10 protein-coding genes and 2 rRNA genes are annotated in these 19228 nt (G+C 71.1%); 6 read left to right on the forward strand and 6 right to left on the reverse strand.

The genetic code is table 11. The features are described from left to right. Positions 1 to 8 precede the first annotated feature (8 nt). Both OIM89_RS04175 and OIM89_RS04180 read right to left on the reverse strand, forming a co-directional pair. Complete coding sequence (locus OIM89_RS04175; RefSeq protein WP_264491004.1) at positions 9 to 722, reverse strand: exonuclease domain-containing protein; 714 nt, start codon at positions 720 to 722, stop codon at positions 9 to 11. Between the two features lie 124 nt (positions 723 to 846). After that, complete coding sequence (locus OIM89_RS04180) at positions 847 to 2088, reverse strand: SAV2148 family HEPN domain-containing protein (RefSeq protein ID WP_033947543.1); 1242 nt, start codon at positions 2086 to 2088, stop codon at positions 847 to 849. 294 nt (positions 2089 to 2382) lie between these two features. Between OIM89_RS04180 and glgX the strand changes: the two genes are divergently transcribed. From glgX to OIM89_RS04195, 3 genes are all read left to right on the forward strand, one after another. Next, on the forward strand, positions 2383 to 4530 hold the full coding sequence (gene glgX, locus OIM89_RS04185; protein ID WP_030699423.1) for a glycogen debranching protein GlgX: 2148 nt from the start codon (positions 2383 to 2385) through the stop codon (positions 4528 to 4530). A 90-nt stretch (positions 4531 to 4620) separates the two neighbouring features. Further along, on the forward strand, positions 4621 to 7101 hold the full coding sequence (gene treY, locus OIM89_RS04190; protein WP_264491005.1) for a malto-oligosyltrehalose synthase: 2481 nt from the start codon (positions 4621 to 4623) through the stop codon (positions 7099 to 7101). A 178-nt stretch (positions 7102 to 7279) separates the two neighbouring features. Then, positions 7280 to 8566, forward strand: a complete 1287-nt coding sequence (locus OIM89_RS04195) for a M14 family zinc carboxypeptidase (RefSeq protein ID WP_264491006.1) — start codon at positions 7280 to 7282, stop codon at positions 8564 to 8566. A 366-nt stretch (positions 8567 to 8932) separates the two neighbouring features. Here the strand turns inward: OIM89_RS04195 and OIM89_RS04200 are convergent, their stop codons facing one another. After that, a complete protein-coding gene (locus tag OIM89_RS04200; protein WP_247860030.1) occupies positions 8933 to 9484 on the reverse strand; it encodes a DUF1707 and FHA domain-containing protein in 552 nt (183 codons plus the stop codon). 236 nt (positions 9485 to 9720) lie between these two features. On the opposite strand from OIM89_RS04200, the gene treZ reads away from it, so the two are divergent. The 3 genes from treZ (at position 9721) to OIM89_RS04215 (ending at position 14446) form a co-directional block, all read left to right on the forward strand. After that, positions 9721 to 11487: a malto-oligosyltrehalose trehalohydrolase gene (gene treZ, locus OIM89_RS04205; protein ID WP_030699419.1), complete on the forward strand. Its 1767-nt coding sequence runs from the start codon at positions 9721 to 9723 to the stop codon at positions 11485 to 11487. Further along, positions 11484 to 11963, forward strand: coding sequence for an NUDIX hydrolase (locus OIM89_RS04210; protein WP_030699418.1), 480 nt, complete (start codon positions 11484 to 11486; stop codon positions 11961 to 11963). The genes treZ and OIM89_RS04210 overlap by 4 nt, the downstream gene beginning before the upstream one ends. 113 nt (positions 11964 to 12076) lie before the next feature. Continuing rightward, on the forward strand, positions 12077 to 14446 hold the full coding sequence (locus tag OIM89_RS04215; RefSeq protein ID WP_264491007.1) for a GTPase-associated protein 1-related protein: 2370 nt from the start codon (positions 12077 to 12079) through the stop codon (positions 14444 to 14446). Between the two features lie 260 nt (positions 14447 to 14706). Here OIM89_RS04215 and OIM89_RS04220 read toward each other — a convergent pair whose 3' ends face one another. The 3 genes from OIM89_RS04220 to OIM89_RS04230 all read right to left on the reverse strand — a co-directional run bounded on the left by OIM89_RS04220 (position 14707) and on the right by OIM89_RS04230 (position 18919). Beyond that, positions 14707 to 15456: a phosphotransferase family protein gene (locus OIM89_RS04220; RefSeq protein ID WP_264491008.1), complete on the reverse strand. Its 750-nt coding sequence runs from the start codon at positions 15454 to 15456 to the stop codon at positions 14707 to 14709. A 129-nt stretch (positions 15457 to 15585) separates the two neighbouring features. Continuing rightward, positions 15586 to 15702: ribosomal RNA gene (gene rrf / locus OIM89_RS04225) — 5S ribosomal RNA — on the reverse strand. Positions 15703 to 15798: 96 nt separating this feature from the next. Further along, positions 15799 to 18919 (reverse strand): 23S ribosomal RNA (locus OIM89_RS04230). Positions 18920 to 19228 lie beyond the last annotated feature (309 nt).

Genomic DNA, 19228 nt, shown 5'->3' on the forward strand with positions numbered 1-19228 from the left:
CCCGTCCCTCAGGCGGCCTCGGCGTGCAGCGGCCACCCTCCGTCGACGACCGCGCCCCGCTCCCCCTTGCGCCGCAGGTACGCCTGGAAGTGGGCGGCCCGCTCGGCGGCCCAGGCGATCTGGCGTTCGTGCAGGGCGGCGGGGCCGAGGGCGGCGACCTTGGGGTGGCGCAGGGCTATCGCCCGGGCCAGCCGGGCCGCCGCCAGGGCGTCCGCCGAGGCATCGTGGGCCTCCTCCAGCGCGACGCCGTACTCCGCGCAGACCGCCGAGAGGCGGCGGCTCCCCTTGCGGTACCGGTCGACAGCGCGGTCCACGGTGAGCGGGTCGATCACCGGCCCGACCGGCGCCCCGCCGAGCCGCTCCGCGAGCGAGGGCAGCCGGTGGCGGCGGAGCTCGGCGGCGAGCAGGGTGAGGTCGAAGGGGGCGTTGTAGGCGACGACGGGGACGCCCGCGCGCCAGTACCCGGTGAGTGCTTCCGCGACCGCGTCGGCGACCCGGTCGGGCGGGCTGCCCTCGGCGGCGGCGCGGGCGTCGGTGATGCCGTGGACGGCGGTGGCTCCGGCCGGGATGGGTATGCCGGGGTCGGCGAGCCAGGCGCGGTGGCCCCGGCGCTCCCCGTCCGCCACCTCGATGACGGCGGCCGTGACGATCCGCGCCTCCCGCGGGTCGGTGCCCGTCGTCTCCAGGTCGAACCCGATCAGCAGCTCCCGGTGCCAGCCCATGGCCGCCCCTCCTTTTGTGCGTTCCCCCAGTGGTGCCCCACCTTCGCACGCACCACCGACAGCGCCCCCGTCGTCGGTTCCGCCGTGGCCGGCACCTGCCCGGCGGAGCGCGGGCCACACCCGGTCAGGAGACGGGCCGCGAGTCGGCCCAGGCCAGCTCGAACTCCTCGCGGTAGGTCTCGAACAGCCCGTTCTCCCCGGGGCCTTCCCCGCGCACCACGCGCCCGCCGCCGCGCAGCACGAGGACCGGGGCCTCCATGCCCCGGGTGCGCCGCAGGTAGGACTGGACGACGGCGACCCCGTCGGCGCCGTCCCCGTCGACCAGGTAGGCGGTGAAACGGGGCGTCTCGTCGTACACCTGGATCTCGAAGGCGCCCGGGTCGCGCAGGCGGGCGCGGACCCGGCGCATGTGGAGGATGTTCATCTCCACCGAGCGGCTCAGCTCGCCGCGCTTGAGGCCCAGCTCGCGTTCGCGGCGCTTGACGGCGCTGGAGGCGGGATTGAGGAAGAGGAGCCGGACGCGGCTGCCCTCCTCGGCGAGGCGGACCAGGCGGCGGCCGGAGAAGTTCTGCACCAGCAGGTTGAGCCCTATCCCGATGGCGTCCAGGCGCCGGGCCCCGCCGAACAGGTCCTCGGCGGGGAACTGCCGCAGCAGCCGGACCCGGTCCGGGTGGACGCCGACCACGTCCGCGTACCGGTCGCCGACCAGGTCCTCGACGGCGTCGACGCGCAGTCGCCGGGCCGAGGGCACGTCGGAGCCGGCGCCGAGCATCTCCAGCAGGACCGCCGAGGCCCGTTCGGCCTGGGAGAGGACGGCCTGCGAGAGGGCCCGGTTGCGGGAGACGACGTTGCGGGTGACCTCCAGCTCGTCGAGGGCCAGCTCGACGGCGCGCCGGTCGTCGAAGTACGGCTCGAAGCAGGGCCAGTGCTGCACCATCAGCTCGCGCAGCTGCGGCAGGGTGAGGAAGCTCAGCACGTTGTCGTCGGCCGGGTCGAGCAGGTAGCCCTTGCGGCGGCTGACCTCGCGGACGGCGACGGCGCGCTGCACCCACTCCTGGCCGGCGGGTCCGGCGGCGGCCACCACCCAGTCCTCGCCGTGCACCGGTTCGTAGACCGGGCGCAGCACGGCGGCGACCACGGCGCGCAGCCGCTGTTCGACCAGATTGAGCCAGATGTAGGCGCGCCCGGCGCGCTGGGCGCGGGTGCGGACCTCGCTCCAGGCGTCGGCGCCCCAGTCCAGCTCGGGGCCTATCTGGGCGCCGGTCTCCACCGGCCGCGCCAGGGACACCGCTCCGGACGGGACCTCCCCGGAGCCCCCCTCGTGACCTGGGTCACCAGGGGGCAGCTCCAGCCCTCCCGAGCTCACCCGCGTACCGCCTTCCGCTCCCCGGAGGCCCCCGGCACTCCCCTGTTCAACGATCAAGGAAGGGTACTCCGGGTGTGGCGGGTGTGCAGCCCGAAGCCCGGGGTCTTCTCCCAACTCGACGGGCCGTCATGGCCGTTGCCGGAAGCCTAATGGACCCCGGGGGCCCGGCCCGCCGTGGTCACCCGGGTGGACCGGCCGAAGTCCTAGGTACTGGCTCCACTTTCGGGAAGACTCAGCACGAAGCGGTCCCACTGTTCCGGGCTTGTCCCGGGCCTCAGATGGAAGAGTCGAGCCATGCAGGTCTGGCCTGGACAGGCGTATCCCCTCGGTGCCTCCTACGACGGCGCCGGCACGAACTTCGCGGTCTTCTCGGAGGCGGCGGACCGGATCGAACTGGTGCTGCTGCACGACGACGGCTCCGAGACGGCGGTGGAGCTGCGCGAGACCGACGCCTTCGTGCGCCACGCGTACCTGCCCGGCGTCATGCCCGGCCAGCGCTACGGCTTCCGCGTGCACGGCCCCTACGCCCCCGAGCGCGGCCAGCGCTGCAACAGCGCCAAGCTCCTCCTCGACCCGTACGCCCGCGCCGTCAGCGGCAAGATCAAGTGGGGCGAGGAGGTGTACGGCTACCACTTCGGCTCCCCGGAGAAGCGCAACGACCTCGACTCGGCGCCGCACACCATGACCTCGGTGGTGGTCAACCCGTACTTCGACTGGGGCGACGACCGCCGCCCGCGCACCGACTACCACCGCACGGTGATCTACGAGGCCCATGTGAAGGGGCTGACGATGCTCCACCCGGCCCTGCCGGAAGAGCTGCGCGGCACCTACGCGGCCCTCGCCCACCCGGCGATCCTGGAGCACCTCACCGAGCTGGGCATCACCACGCTGGAGCTGATGCCGGTCCACCAGTTCGTCAACGACCACCGCCTCGCCGACGCCGGCCTCGCCAACTACTGGGGCTACAACACCATCGGCTTCTTCGCCCCGCACAACGCCTACGCCTCCTGGGGCGACCGGGGCCAGCAGGTGCTGGAGTTCAAGTCGGCGGTCCGCGCCCTGCACCAGGCGGGGATCGAGGTCATCCTCGACGTGGTCTACAACCACACCGCCGAGGGCAACCACCTCGGCCCGACCCTCTCCTTCCGGGGGCTGGACAACGCCTCGTACTACCGGCTCAGCGGCGACGACCCCCGCTACTACATGGACACCACGGGCACCGGGAACTCCCTGCTCATGCGGTCCCCGCACGTCCTGCAACTGATCATGGACTCGCTGCGGTACTGGGTCACGGACATGCACGTCGACGGGTTCCGCTTCGACCTGGCGGCGACCCTGGCCCGGCAGTTCCACGAGGTGGACCGGCTCTCCTCCTTCTTCGACCTGGTACAGCAGGACCCGGTGGTCAGCCAGGTCAAGCTGATCGCCGAGCCGTGGGACGTGGGCGAGGGCGGCTACCAGGTGGGGAACTTCCCGCCGCTGTGGACCGAGTGGAACGGCAAGTACCGCGACACGGTCCGCGACATGTGGCGCGGCGAGCCGCGCACGCTGGCGGAGTTCGCCTCCCGGCTGACCGGCTCCTCCGACCTGTACCAGGACGACGGGCGGCGCCCGCTGGCCTCCATCAACTTCGTCACCTGCCACGACGGCTTCACCCTGCACGACCTGACGGCGTACAACGACAAGCACAACGACGCCAACGGCGAGGGCAACCGGGACGGCGAGAGCCACAACCGGTCGTGGAACTGCGGGGCCGAGGGCGCCACCGACGACCAGAAGGTGCTGGAGCTGCGCAGACGGCAGATGCGCAACTTCGTCGCCACCCTGATGCTGTCGCAGGGCGTGCCGATGCTCAGCCACGGCGACGAGTTCGCCCGCACCCAGCGCGGCAACAACAACGCCTACTGCCAGGACAGCGAGGTCTCCTGGGTGCACTGGCCCGAGCCGGGAGACGGGAAGGCGACGCCGCAGGAGCCGGAGGACGGGCAGTCGCTGCTCGACTTCACCCGGGCGATGGTCTGGCTCCGCCGCGACCACCCGGTCTTCCGGCGCCGCCGCTTCTTCCACGGCCGCCCGGTGCAGGGCACCCACGACGACCTCTCCGACATCGCCTGGTACACCCCCGAGGGCGAGGCGATGACCCAGCGGGACTGGGACTCCGCCCAGGCCAGGGCACTCACCGTCTTCCTCAACGGCAACGCGATCTCGGAGCCGGGCCCGCGGGGCGAGTCGATCCACGACGACTCCTTCCTGCTGATGTTCAACGCCTCTCCCGAGCCGCTGGAGTTCCTCGTCCCCACCGGGCTCGGCCAGGAGTGGCAGGCCGTGGTGGAGACCGCAGCCCCGGAGGGGGCCCGGCCGGGTGACGGCCCCAAGGTCAAGGCCGGCCAGCGGCTGACCCTGCCCGACCGCAGCCTGACCGTGCTCCAGCGGCCCGCCTGAGACCGCGCGTGGCCCGCCGGGGCCAGGCACCGTCACCCCGGCGCGCCACGCGATGACAACAACGGCCGCCCGGCGGGTACGTACTCGTCCATGACGCCCGCCTCCCCGGTGCCGCCCGCACCGCCCACCGCCACGTACCGGATTCAGCTCCACCCCGGCCACCCCTTCGCCGCCGCCGAGGCCGACGTACCGGCCCTCGCCGCGCTCGGTGTCTCCCACCTCCACCTCTCCCCCGTCCTGGAGGCGGTGCCGGGCTCCACCCACGGGTACGACGTCACGGACCCGACCCGTGTCCGCGCGGAGCTGGGCGGGGAGGCGGGGCTGCGCTCCCTCTCCCGGACCGCCCGTGCCCACGGCCTGGGTCTGGTGGTGGACATCGTCCCCAACCACATGGCCGCCGACCCGGTCCACAACCAGGCCCTGCGCACCGTGCTGCGGGACGGCCCGCACTCGCCGTACGCCGCCTGGTTCGACATCGACTGGGCGGGCGGCGGCGGTCAGCTGCTGCTGCCGGTGCTCGGCGAACGCGCCGGCGAGGCGGCGGCCGGGATGCGCGTCGAGGACGGCGAGCTGCGCCTGCCCGGCGGACTGGCCCTGCCGCTGCGCGCGGGCACCGAACGGCTGCCGCTGCCGGAGCTGCTCGACGCCCAGTGGTACCGGCCCGTCTGGTGGCGGCTGGCCCGCACCGAGCTGAACTACCGGCGCTTCTTCACCATCAACGACCTGATCGCGGTCCGGGTGGAGGACCCGGCCGTCTTCGAGGCCACCCACGCCACCGTCCTCGCCCTGCTCGACGAGGGCGTCGTGCACGGCCTGCGCGTCGACCACCCCGACGGCCTCACCGACCCGGGCGCCTACCTGGCCCGCCTGCGCGAGCGCAGCGGCGGGCGGTGGACGGTGGTCGAGAAGATCCTCGCCGACGGCGAACCGCTGCCGCCCGCCTGGCCGGTGGCCGGCACCACGGGCTACGACGCCCTCCGCCACGTCGACGCGGTCCTCACCGACCCCGAGGGCGCCCGCACCCTGGTGGAGCAGTACCGCGCCTTCGCCGACCCGGAGCCCGAGGAGGGCGGCGAGTGGCGCGCCACCGCCCGCCGCGCCGCCCGCCAGGTCGCCGGGCACGACCTCGCCGCCGAGGTGGAGACGCTGGTACGGATCGCCACCCGGGTCTGCTCGGCCGACCTCGGCCTGCGTGACCACGCCCCGTGGGCCCTGCGCACCGCCGTCCGCGAACTCCTCGTCCGCGTCCCCGTCTACCGCCCCTACCCCGAGCAGTCCCCCGCCGAGACCGCCGCCGTCCTCACCGAGCGGGCGGCCGAGGAGGCCCGCGCCGCCTTCGACGTCCCCGAGGAGGCGCACGCCGTGGACGTGGTCCGGGGCCTGGCCGCCGGCACCCTGACCGGCCTCACCGACACGGCGGGCGCGGACGCCTTCCGGGCGCGCTTCGCCCAGGTCGCCTCGGCCCTGCACGCCAAGGCGGTCGAGGACCGGGCGTTCTACCGGTACGTCCCCCTTCTCTCCGCCTGCGAGGTCGGCGGCGACCCTGGCAGCCCGGCCCTGGCCCCGGAGGCGTTCCACGCGTTCTGCGGGCGGCTCCAGCGGGACTGGCCGGAGACCGGCACCGTGCTCTCCACCCACGACACCAAGCGCAGCGCCGACGCCCGCGCCCGGATCGCGGTGCTCGCCGAGTTCCCGCGCCTGTGGGGCGAGTTCCTGACCGGCGCCGTGCGCCGCGCGGGCAAGGACGCGGCGGCCGCCGTCGGCCTCCCCTTCGCCTGGGCCGCCTGGCAGACCGCCTGCGCCCTGCTCCCCGAGGACGGCACCCCGCCGTCCGGGAGCGCCGGTTCCTACGCCGACCGGCTCGCCGGCGCCCTCCTCAAGCACGCGCGCGAGGCGGGCCTGCACACCACCTGGACCGAGCAGGACCCGGCGTACGAGGAGGCCGTGGAGCGGTACGTCCGCGAGGGGCTGACCGGCGCGGCCGCCGACCAGCTCCCCGCCCTCGCCGAACGCCTCGGCCCCCACGTCCGCGCCCGTGTCCTCACTGCCGCCCTGCTCCACCTGACGATGCCGGGCGTCCCCGACGTCTACCAGGGCACCGAACGCGACGTGCGCACCCTCATGGACCCCGACAACCGCCGCCCGGTCCCCTCCCCCGAGGGGGCGCTCCGGACACTGGGCTCCGGCGGCCGCCCCACCGGCCTGGACGAGGAGAAACTGGCCCTCACCGCCACCGCCCTCCGCCTCCGCCGCGACCGCCCCGCTCTCTTCGGCGCCGCCTCCGGCTACCACCCCCTCGCCGCCCGCGGCCCCGCCGCCGCCCACTGCCTCGCCTTCGGCCGGGGGCCCGGCGCGACCCCGCCGCTCCTCACCGCGGTGACCCGCCTGCCCGGCGCCCTGCACCAGGCGGGCGGCTGGCAGGGAACCACCCTCCCGCTGCCTCCCGGCCGGTACACGGACCTGCTGGCCGGGGCGGACCCGCACCCCTCCACCTCCTACGAGGGCGAGACCGACCTCGCCACCCTCTTCGCCCGCCGCCCGGTCGCCCTTCTCCTGCACCAGGAGGACTGACGGCCCCGGCTGAGTGCGCGCCGGGCCGTACGCCGGAGTGCGCCGTACCGCACCTGGCGTAGTTGCGCGCGGGACGGCGTGTTCCCCTCCCCCGTGCGCCCCGGTGTGGCGGATCGTACGGTGCACGTCCGGCGACCCCGCCCGCGCAGGCCGCCGGTGGCGAACCACGGGGGGGCGCATGTCCCAGCACGAGCAAGCGGATTCTTTCTCCACACCGGACGCCGGAGGGGCTACGACCGAGCGCTTCCCAGTGCCCTCGGAACTGGTGCGCGCCGCCACCGCCCTGGTACGCCGGCATCCCCGGCTCTGCGCCCTGCGCCGCATCGGCGTCTCCCGCGCGGGGCGCCCGCTCCACCTGCTCTCCGTCGGTCACGCCGACGCCGCCGTCCTGGTCGTCGCGGGGGCGCACGCCAACGAGCCGGCGGGCGGACCGGCCGTGCGCCGCCTGGCCGAACGCGTCGCCGCCGACCCCGCCCTGCGGGCCCGCACGTCCTGGCACTTCCTCCTCTGCGCCGACCCCGACGGGGCGCGCCTGCACCGGATGCGCGCCCCCGGCTCACTCCTGGAGTACCACCGGCGCTTCTACCGTCCGCACGGCGCCGAACAACCCGAGTGGTCGCCCTCCTACGTCCCGCCGCACCGCCTGCCTCCGGAGACCCTGGCCCTCACCGGCGCCCTGGACGAGCTGCGCCCCTACCTCCAGGTCTCCCTGCACGGCACCGACCTCGGCGGCAGCTGGGTGCAGGTGACCCGCGACATCCCCGGCCTCGCCGAACCCTTCGCCAAGTCCGCCGCCGAACTGCGCATCCCGGTCGAGGCGGGCCCCTCGGACGCGGTGGGCTGGCCCGTCTCGGGCCCCGGCGTCCACGTCATGCCGGAACCGGGTACGGGCACGCCGTTCCCCAGCGTCCCCGAGGACGTCCGCCACAGCACCTGGCACCACATCCACCGCTACGGGGGCCGCACGGCCGTGGTCGAGGTCCCCCTGTGGGCGAGCGACCGCGTCACCGACCTCACCCCCCACCCGGACCCCGCCGCCGCCCTGCGCGCCAGCGCCCACCGCCTGCGCACCCACACCCGCGCCGTCACCCGCGTCCTCACCACCGCCCTGCCCCACCTCCCGGGCCCACCGGGCCCCCTGACCCGCTCGGCCCGCTGGATTCTCGACCTCTCCCCCGCCCTGGCCGACGACTGGGAGCGCCTCCCCTCCGAGAACGCCACCGCCGCCTACATCTCCGGCATGGAAGCCTTCGGCCGCCGCCTCCCCCTCCGCGCCGCCGGCATGCTCCTCCGCGAACTGACCCGCCACCACCCTCCGTCAGCCACCACTCTCGAACCCCTCGTCACCCACTGGTCCCACGACTTCACCACCCGCTTCACCCCCCGATGGGTCCCCCTCGAAGCCCAGACAGAACACCAGACCAGAACCACCCTGGCAGCAGCACTCCACACCCCTCACCCCTGACAGAACACCGTGCCGAGGACCCGCCACACCGTCACCCTCGCGGCAGCACCTTCGCAGCACCCTCCGCACCCTCCGCGAGGAGCAACGCTCCCCCCGGCCACACCCTCCAGCCCGGCCACACCTTTCAGCAGAGCCACACCTTCAGCCCGGCCACACCTTTCAAGCCCGGCCGGCGCTTGAGGCCACCTTCAAGCCCGGCCGGCGCTTGAGGCCACCTTCAAGCCCGGCCGGCGCTTGAGGCCACCTTCAAGCCCGGCCGGCGATTGAGGCCATCAGTAACCGCAAGGTCAGAACGAAGCCCAGCCCGACAAAGAACAGCCCGGCCGGCGCTTGAGGCCGCCCAGCCCGGCCGGGCGTAGGCCAATCTCAAGAAACCGCCACGCGATACACCATCGACCCAAAACTGACATGATCCCCGTCCCGCACCACGGCGGACCCCACCACCCGACGCCCGTTCACGGAGGTCCCGTTGGTGGACCCCAGATCCCGCAACACCCACATCCCACCCTCGAAACTCAGCTCCGCGTGATAGCGCGACACCGTGTCGTGGCTGAGCCGCAGCCCGTTCCCCTGGTCCCGCCCGATCCTGAGCGCCCCACGCAACTCGGGCCCGGGCAGCAACAACTTGGGCAACCGCTCGGCCTGCCAGGCCCGCCGCATCTTGACGGTGAACCCGGAAACGGCCCGCACCGACCCGAACACCACCCGCGAGAGCGCCCCCTCCTGCGGCAGGTCCGCCGTCAGCTCGGAGAGCTGGGCCGCACTGCGCGCCGCGAGCGCCAGCTCCATCCGCCGGACGAAGGTGTCGTGCGAGAGCCTTCCCTCGGCGGCCCCGTCCCGCAGCACCTTCAGCGCCCGGTCCCGCTGCGCGTCCGTGACGCGTGGCGCCGGCTGAGGGTGGAACTGCGAGGTGGTCACCGCCCGATTGTCCGCCACGCCGCAACACGCTGTCCAGCGCCGCTCCCGCCCCCACCGGCCCACCGGCGACCCGTCAGCGTCCCACCGTCGGAAACGAATTGATCTCACCACCCCGTCCTGCCCCCGGTTGTCGGTGGCAGCGTGTTCACTGTTGACAGCGGTGTGTGAGCGCCGCGCGAAGACCGCCCGTGCCCGACGGCACGGGGCGACTCCGACCGAGGACGGGCGAGGGACGGATGACCGAGGGGGCCGCAGTGGCACGGTTCGAGGTGTGGGCACCGGACAAGGACGAGGTGGCGCTCGACGTGGGCGGCGAACGCCTCGCCATGGAGCGGGACGTCTCCCGCCAGGGCTGGTGGACCACCCAGGCCCCGGCGGAGGACGGCACCCGGTACGGCTTCTCGGTCGACGGCGGCCCGGTCCTGCCCGACCCCCGCTCCCGCCGCCAGCCCGACGGCCCGGACGGCCTGAGCGCCGTCGTCGACCACGACGCGTACGCGTGGCGGGTCCCGTGGCCCGGCCGCGGCCTGCCGGGCGCCGTCCTCTACGAGCTGCACGTCGGCACCTTCACCCCCGAGGGCACTCTCGACGCCGCGGCGGACAGACTGGATGCTCTGGCCGCCCTGGGCGTCACCCACGTCGAGCTGATGCCGCTCGCCCCGTTCCCGGGTGTGCACGGCTGGGGGTACGAGGGCGTCTCCCTCTGGGCGGTCCACGAACCGTACGGCGGCCCGGCGGCCCTGAAGCGCTTCGTGGACGCGGCCCACGAGCGCGGCCTCGGCGTCGTCCTCGACGTGGTCCACAACCACCTCGGCCCGTCCGGCAACTACCTCCCCGCCTTCGGCCCGTACTTCACCGACACGCACCACACCCCGTGGGGCTCGGCCGTCAATCTCGACGCTCCCGGCTCCGACGAGGTCCGCGCCTTCCTGGTGGAGAGCGCTCTGGCCTGGCTGCGCGACTACCACCTGGACGGCCTGCGCCTGGACGCCGTGCACGCCCTCTGCGACACCCGTGCGGTGCACTTCCTGGAGGAGCTGGCGGACGCCGTCCGCGACCTCTCCCGCGACCTGGGCCGCCCCCTGTTCCTCATCGCCGAGTCCGACCTCAACGACCCCCGCCTGATCACCCCGAGGGGCCAGGGCGGCCTCGGCCTCCAGGCCCAGTGGAACGACGACTTCCACCATGCCCTGCACACCGCCCTCACCGGCGAGGCCGCCGGCTACTACGCGGACTTCGCCGAACACCCCCTGCGCGCCCTCGCCAAGACCCTCACCGGCGGCTTCTTCCACGACGGCACGTACTCCTCCTTCCGCGGCCGCACCCACGGCCGCCCCCTGGACCGCACCCGCGTCTCCGCCCACCGCCTCCTCGGCTACGCCCAGACCCACGACCAGATCGGCAACCGCGCCCAGGGCGACCGCCTCGCCGACTCACTCCCGCCCGGCCTGCTGGCCTGCGCGGCCGCGCTGGTCCTCACCGGCCCGTTCACGCCGATGCTCTTCATGGGCGAGGAGTGGGGCGCGCGCACCCCCTGGCAGTTCTTCACCGACCACACCGACCCGGAGCTGGCCGACGCGGTCCGCCAGGGACGCCGCCGCGAGTTCGCCGCCCACGGCTGGGCCGAGAAGGATGTCCCGGACCCGCAGGACCCCGCCACCCGCGACCGCTCCTGCCTCGACTGGTCGGAGCGGGAGCGGGAACCTCACCGGCACCTCCTGGAGTGGCACCGCACCCTGATCGCGCTGCGCCGCGCCCGCCCGGACCTCCTCGACGCCGACCTGGCCGCGGTCCGCGTCGCCTTCGACGAGCAGGCCCGCTGGTTCGCCTTCCGCCGGGGCGACATCAGAGTGGCACTCAACCTCGGCGACGAACCGGCGGCCATCCCCCTCGGCGGCGGCGCCCTGCGCACCCTCGCCGGCTGGGACGACTCGGCCTCCCTGGCCAGCGACGGTGTCCTCCACCTCGGCCCGCGCTCGGCAGTCGTCCTGGGCGAACGGTGACGCCGCCGCCACGCCTCCGGGTCGCCGCCTACGTCATCCGGCGCGGCCCGGCCCCGGCCCTGCTCGTCTTCGACCACGCCGGAATGCCGGAGGCGGGCACGCAGATCCCGGCGGGCGGCATCCGCCCCGGCGAGCCACCGGAGCGGGCGGTGGTGCGGGAGACGGCGGAGGAGACCGGGCTGACGGCCACCGTGGTCCGGCGCCTCGCGGTCGAGGAGAAGCCGCGCCCCGACACGGGCCTCCCGCGCCGGACCACCTTCTTCCTCCTGCACGCCCCGGACGAGGCACCGGACAGCTGGCTCCACCAGGTCGGGGGCGAGGACGGCGACGCGGGGCTCACCTTCGCCTGCCGCTTCGTCCCCCTCCCGCTGGACGGCCCGCTCGCCGACGGGCAGGACGCCTGGCTGGCCTCCGCCGACCCCGCCTGGGCCACCCACGGCGCGCCGTCCGCCCCCGCCGCCGCGAACCACTCGTAACCGTTCCGCCGAACTCCGCCCGGGGGAACGCCTGTTCTGCTGGGATGGCACCGGCGGCCCGCCGGGGAACCCGCCGGTGCCCGGGCCCGACCGGCGCGAAAGGATGCGGACGTATGAGCCTCGCCCAACTGCACCACACCTCGTCCGGACCCGGCTTGGCCGCCGTCTCCCCGGGTGTTCCGCCCGGCGTCCGGAAGACGGCAGAACACCTCTTCGGCTACGTCCCGCCCCGGGGCACGCCCGCGCACCCCACCCCCGCCGAGGTGGACCGGCTGCCCACGGCCTTCTCCCTCACCGCGATGGAGGACGGCAGCCTCCTGCTCAGCCACACCGCGCCCGTGGCGGCGGGCGGCCCGGCCGGCCTCACCGTCCACACCCACGCGGTCCACCTCCCGCACGGAGCGGCCCTGCCGGACGACTCCCTGCCGGTCTTCTGCTGGGGCGCGCCGCAGTGGGCCCGCACCACCCCGGAGGGCGGGGTTCCGAAGCCCGTCGCCGCGTTCACCCCGGCCCGTGAACTGAGCCGCGGCTCCCTCACCCAGTTCGCCGCCACCCGTACCCCGTGGCTCGCCGACTTCTTCGCCGCGATACGCACCCTGGTCACCGATCCGGCGAGCCCGCCCCTCGTCCTGGTCGAGCGCGACCCGGTGGCCGTCGCCCGCTGGCTCGCCCTGGCCGCGACCGCCCTCCCGCCGGCCGAGGCCCACCGGCTCACCTTCACCACGTACACCCGCGTCCCCGCCCACGGACACCGCATAGCGGGCATGCTCCCCGAGGACTACGCCGCCCTGGACGACCCGGGCCGCTACCGGGTCCTCGACTGCTCCGCCGTCCCTCCGCCCCCGCGCCCCGTCCCGGACCTCTGGGCCCGCCTCTGCGCCCGCGTCTGGCTGGCCGGCGCCCCCCGGCTGTTCAAGGAGACGGCCCACTCGCCCGAACCGGGCTGCCTGGCGGCCACCGCCGTACGCACCGGGGTTCAGGTCGACGCCGAGGCCCGCGCGGTCGCCGCCGCCTGGATCGCCGCCGCCGGCCCCGCCGTGGGCCAGAGCCAACTCGCCGCCTTCGTCACCGCCCTCAGCGCCGCCGCCGACCAGAGCGACCCGGTCGAGGCCCCCGCCCTCACCGGCCTGCGCGAGGCACTCCGCGGCCGCCTCCCCGCCGCCCAACTGGAACCCCTGACGGCGACCGCCCTCACCGCCGCCGTCCGCACCGACATGCCCCGCCTCCCCTTCCTCTACGCCGGGGACCTCGGCCCCGCCCTGCGCGACCGGCTGGCGTCCCGGCTCCGTTCCGACATCCGGCGCGGCCTCACCGACCCCGATGCCCCTCCGCTCGGCCGACCGCTGGCCCTGCTGCGCATCGCCGAGGCCCTGGGCGTGGACCACGCCGATCTGCTGCCGGAACTCACCTCGCGCGCGGCCCGCGCCGTTTTCGCCGACCCGGAGGCGGCAGCCTCCATCGACGAGCTCCGCTCCACCCTGTCCGGCAGCCCCTCCGTACGGAACGCCGTGGTCGACCGCCTCGACGCCCTGGCGGCCGAGGACCCCGCCGCCGGCTCCCGCGTACTGGCCGCGCTGCCGCTGGAGGTGGACCGCTTCACCGCGCCCCACCTGCTGCTCTGCTCCCTGCCGGTGCCGGAGGGCGACCGCGTGGCGGCGGTGGAGGGCCTGCTGCGCGCGGGCGGCCTGTCGCCCATGACCGCCCCCGACGCGCTGGGGACCGCGGCCCGCCGCGTCTGGCCGGAGGCTCCGCCCACCGGCGACGAGGCCCGGCGCCTCCTGGCCGCCACCGGCTCCGACACCCACCGGACCGCCTGCACCCTGCCCCTCCTGCTACGCGCCGCCTTCGAGGCCCGCCCCGACGACAGGGAGGCCGGCCCACTGGCGACCGACCTCCTCAACTCCTTCGCCCCCGACCTCACGCCCCGCGACCGCGCCGCCCTGGACCTGCTCCTCTACACCGACCGCCTCGGCACCCCCGCCGAGGGCACCGAGTGGGTACGCCATCTCACCGCGCACACCTCGGCTGCGGCCCCTCTCCCGGACACCCTGCGAACCCGCGCGGAACGCGCCCTCGCCCACCGCCTCCTCGCGGGCGACGCCGACGACATCGCCGAACTGAGCGACCTCGCCCGCTCCGGAGACCCCGCGCTCCTCGCCGCGTACGCCGAGGTGGCCGCCGAGGACCCCACGGTCCAGCGTCTCCGCACCGACCCGGCGTACGCGGCGGCCCGCTTCCGCGACTGGTCCTCCCATCCGGGCGCCACCCCCGCGTGGGACGAGACCCGGCTCACCCTTCTCACGACGGTGCTCCGCCCCGTCGTCCGCACCTTGCCGGCGGAGGAAGTACGCCAGATCGAGCACCTGTTGGCCGCCCACCGCAGCACCCTCGCCGAGGAGTTCCGCGCAGCCAACCAAGGCCGCCTGACCCGCCTCACCCGTGGCCTGACGACCCGAGGCCGCCGCCGCGGCACCCAGTCGTAGCCCACGGCGTTCCAGAAGGGGAGCACAGCGAAGCCCCCGGGTTGCGATCGAGAAATCTGACGTCTCCACCGCACTGCCCGGGGGCCTCGTTGATCACCATCCTGCCGCAGGCCGCCCGCCCGGTCCGCAACAGAGCGGGTCCCCCATCCCATCGTCACTCGCGAGAGCGACAGCCACCGCACGCCCGGCCCGCCCCGGCGTGCGACGCCTGCACGGATGTACGGAACACCTCATCCACCAACGGCCGGGGCGGCGCAGCCTCACCTCAGGGACTTCAGTACGTCGACCTCACAGCCCGGCGCGAACGGGTCGAAGCCGTGCTCGCTCAGCCACCGCACCGCCAGCAGACTCCTCAACGCCCACCACGCCCGGACCACTTCGAGGTCGACGTCACCGCCGTAGCCGACGAGGAGGTCGTCAAGATGCTCCTCGTGTCCGAGCGAGAAGGTGGCGAGGTCGTACAAGGGGTCGCCTTGGCCCGCCTCCGACCAGTCGATGATGCCCGTGACCTCGTCGCCGTCCAGGAAGACGTGCGCGATCTGGAGGTCGCCGTGCGTGAACGCGGGGGTCCACTCCCGAAGCGCGGCCTCGGCGACCTGACGATTGCGGGTGACCAGCTCACCGGGCAACAAGCCGGTCACCACCAGCAACTGACACTCACGGTCCAGTCTTTCCGCCAGCGTGCCGCCACTCCGGCCGGCCCGCCCGGTCCAGGACGACAGCGGCGCCTCGTGCAGCTGCCGGATGGTGGCGCCCGCCGCGGTCCACGCCGCCGGCGAGGCTGTCGCGAGCCCGCCGAGGCGCCCGAGCGTCACCCCGCGAAGGGCGGCGAGCGCGAGCACAGGCGGCTTGCGCCACAGAACCTCCGGAGTCGGGACCGGCGCAAGCGCCATCGCCTCGACCTTGACATCGACGCGCGCCCGATCCGCGTCCACCTTCAGATACACGTCACCGACTCGCAGAGTCGCCCGCTCGGAGTGGGCGACAACAACTTCGACCTCGTCATCCATGGCGGCCCAGTATCCCGGGGAGCACAGCTGCCGTCGTGGCATTTATCGCGCGCCCAGGCTGAACGCAGAAATGCCTCGGGCCCCGGAAACCTGTTTACACAAGATTTCCAGGGCCCGAGGCCAAAGAAAGTTCGGCGGCGTCCTACTCTCCCACAGGGTCCCCCCTGCAGTACCATCGGCGCTGTAAGGCTTAGCTTCCGGGTTCGGAATGTAACCGGGCGTTTCCCTCACGCTATGACCACCGAAACACTACGAAACACACCAGCAACCACAACCCACCTCTAGACAGGGATGTGATTGGTGTTCGTGGTTTCAGAACCAACACAGTGGACGCGAGCAACTGAGGACAAGCCCTCGGCCTATTAGTACCGGTCAACTCCACCCCTTACAGGGCTTCCATATCCGGCCTATCAACCCAGTCGTCTACTGGGAGCCTTACCCTCTCAAGGAGGTGGGAATACTCATCTCGAAGCAGGCTTCCCGCTTAGATGCTTTCAGCGGTTATCCCTCCCGAACGTAGCCAACCAGCCATGCCCTTGGCAGAACAACTGGCACACCAGAGGTTCGTCCGTCCCGGTCCTCTCGTACTAGGGACAGCCCTTCTCAATATTCCTACGCGCACAGCGGATAGGGACCGAACTGTCTCACGACGTTCTAAACCCAGCTCGCGTACCGCTTTAATGGGCGAACAGCCCAACCCTTGGGACCGACTCCAGCCCCAGGATGCGACGAGCCGACATCGAGGTGCCAAACCATCCCGTCGATATGGACTCTTGGGGAAGATCAGCCTGTTATCCCCGGGGTACCTTTTATCCGTTGAGCGACGGCGCTTCCACAAGCCACCGCCGGATCACTAGTCCCGACTTTCGTCCCTGCTCGACCCGTCGGTCTCACAGTCAAGCTCCCTTGTGCACTTACACTCAACACCTGATTACCAACCAGGCTGAGGGAACCTTTGGGCGCCTCCGTTACTCTTTAGGAGGCAACCGCCCCAGTTAAACTACCCATCAGACACTGTCCCTGATCCGGATCACGGACCCAGGTTAGACATCCAGCACGACCAGAGTGGTATTTCAACGACGACTCCACACACACTGGCGTGCATGCTTCACAGTCTCCCACCTATCCTACACAAGCCGAACCGAACACCAATATCAAACTGTAGTAAAGGTCCCGGGGTCTTTCCGTCCTGCTGCGCGAAACGAGCATCTTTACTCGTAATGCAATTTCACCGGGCCTATGGTTGAGACAGTCGAGAAGTCGTTACGCCATTCGTGCAGGTCGGAACTTACCCGACAAGGAATTTCGCTACCTTAGGATGGTTATAGTTACCACCGCCGTTTACTGGCGCTTAAGTTCTCAGCTTCGCCACACCGAAATGTGACTAACCGGTCCCCTTAACGTTCCAGCACCGGGCAGGCGTCAGTCCGTATACATCGCCTTACGGCTTCGCACGGACCTGTGTTTTTAGTAAACAGTCGCTTCTCGCTGGTCTCTGCGGCCACACCCAGCTCACCGAGTAAATCGGATCACCAGACATGGCCCCCTTCTCCCGAAGTTACGGGGGCATTTTGCCGAGTTCCTTAACCATAGTTCACCCGAACGCCTCGGTATTCTCTACCTGACCACCTGAGTCGGTTTAGGGTACGGGCCGCCATGAAACTCGCTAGAGGCTTTTCTCGACAGCATAGGATCATCCACTTCACCACAATCGGCTCGGCATCAGGTCTCAGACTATTGCCAGGCGGATTTACCTACCTGACGTCCTACACCCTTACCCCGGGACAACCACCGCCCGGGATGGACTACCTTCCTGCGTCACCCCATCACTCACCTACTACCAGCTCGGGCCACCGGCTCCACCACTTTCCATTCCCCGAAGGGTCCGGAACGGCTTCACGGGCTTAGCATCACTGGATTCAATGTTTGACGCTTCACAGCGGGTACCGGAATATCAACCGGTTATCCATCGACTACGCCTGTCGGCCTCGCCTTAGGTCCCGACTTACCCTGGGCAGATCAGCTTGACCCAGGAACCCTTAGTCAATCGGCGCACACGTTTCTCACGTGTGAATCGCTACTCATGCCTGCATTCTCACTCGTGAACCGTCCACAACTCGCTTCCACGGCTGCTTCACCCGGCACACGACGCTCCCCTACCCATCACAGCCTCCGTTGGGAGTATTGCTGCAATGACACGACTTCGGCGGTACGCTTGAGCCCCGCTACATTGTCGGCGCGGAATCACTAGACCAGTGAGCTATTACGCACTCTTTCAAGGGTGGCTGCTTCTAAGCCAACCTCCTGGTTGTCTCTGCGACTCCACATCCTTTCCCACTTAGCGTACGCTTAGGGGCCTTAGTCGATGCTCTGGGCTGTTTCCCTCTCGACCATGGAGCTTATCCCCCACAGTCTCACTGCCGCGCTCTCACTTACCGGCATTCGGAGTTTGGCTAAGGTCAGTAACCCGGTAGGGCCCATCGCCTATCCAGTGCTCTACCTCCGGCAAGAAACACACGACGCTGCACCTAAATGCATTTCGGGGAGAACCAGCTATCACGGAGTTTGATTGGCCTTTCACCCCTAACCACAGGTCATCCCCCAGGTTTTCAACCCTGGTGGGTTCGGTCCTCCACGACCTCTTACAGCCGCTTCAACCTGCCCATGGCTAGATCACTCCGCTTCGGGTCTAGAGCGTGCAACTCAAACGCCCTCTTCGGACTCGCTTTCGCTACGGCTTCCCCACACGGGTTAACCTCGCTACACACCGCTAACTCGCAGGCTCATTCTTCAAAAGGCACGCAGTCACGACTGCCAGCACAAGTACTGACAGCGACGCTCCCACGGCTTGTAGGCACACGGTTTCAGGTACTATTTCACTCCGCTCCCGCGGTACTTTTCACCATTCCCTCACGGTACTATCCGCTATCGGTCACCAGGGAATATTTAGGCTTAGCGGGTGGTCCCGCCAGATTCACACGGGATTTCTCGGGCCCCGTGCTACTTGGGTGTCTCTCAAACGAGCCGCTGATGTTTCGACTACGGGGGTCTTACCCTCTACGCCGGACCTTTCGCATGTCCTTCGCCTACATCAACGGTTTCTGACTCGTCCCACGGCCGGCAGACCGTAGAAGAGAGATCCCACAACCCCGCATGCGCAACCCCTGCCGGGTATCACACACATACGGTTTGGCCTCATCCAGTTTCGCTCGCCACTACTCCCGGAATCACGGTTGTTTTCTCTTCCTGCGGGTACTGAGATGTTTCACTTCCCCGCGTTCCCTCCACACTGCCTATGAGTTCAGCAGCGGGTGACAGCCCATGACGACTGCCGGGTTTCCCCATTCGGAAACCCCCGGATCAAAGCCTGGTTGACGACTCCCCGGGGACTATCGTGGCCTCCCACGTCCTTCATCGGTTCCTGGTGCCAAGGCATCCACCGTGCGCCCTTAAAAACTTGGCCACAGATGCTCGCGTCCACTGTGCAGTTCTCAAACAACGACCAACCACCCACCACCCCGAGACATACATCCCGAGTTCACTGGGGCTTAAGCAACCGAAGAAACAGCCACATCGTGGCCGCTCCCTCAGACACCCAACAGCGTGCCCGACACCTTCCATCCCCTCGAACTGTTTTCCACGCCGAAGCAGTACTCACAGTCCCAGCAGACCGAATGTGCCGAATAGTCAACGTTCCACCCATGAGCAACCAGCATCAGACGTTTGCTGATGAACTGGCCTCTGACCAAGCGAACTTGGTGAGAAGTGCTCC

Source organism: Streptomyces sp. BI87 (assembly GCF_025957665.1).
GTDB lineage: Bacteria > Actinomycetota > Actinomycetes > Streptomycetales > Streptomycetaceae > Streptomyces > Streptomyces albidoflavus.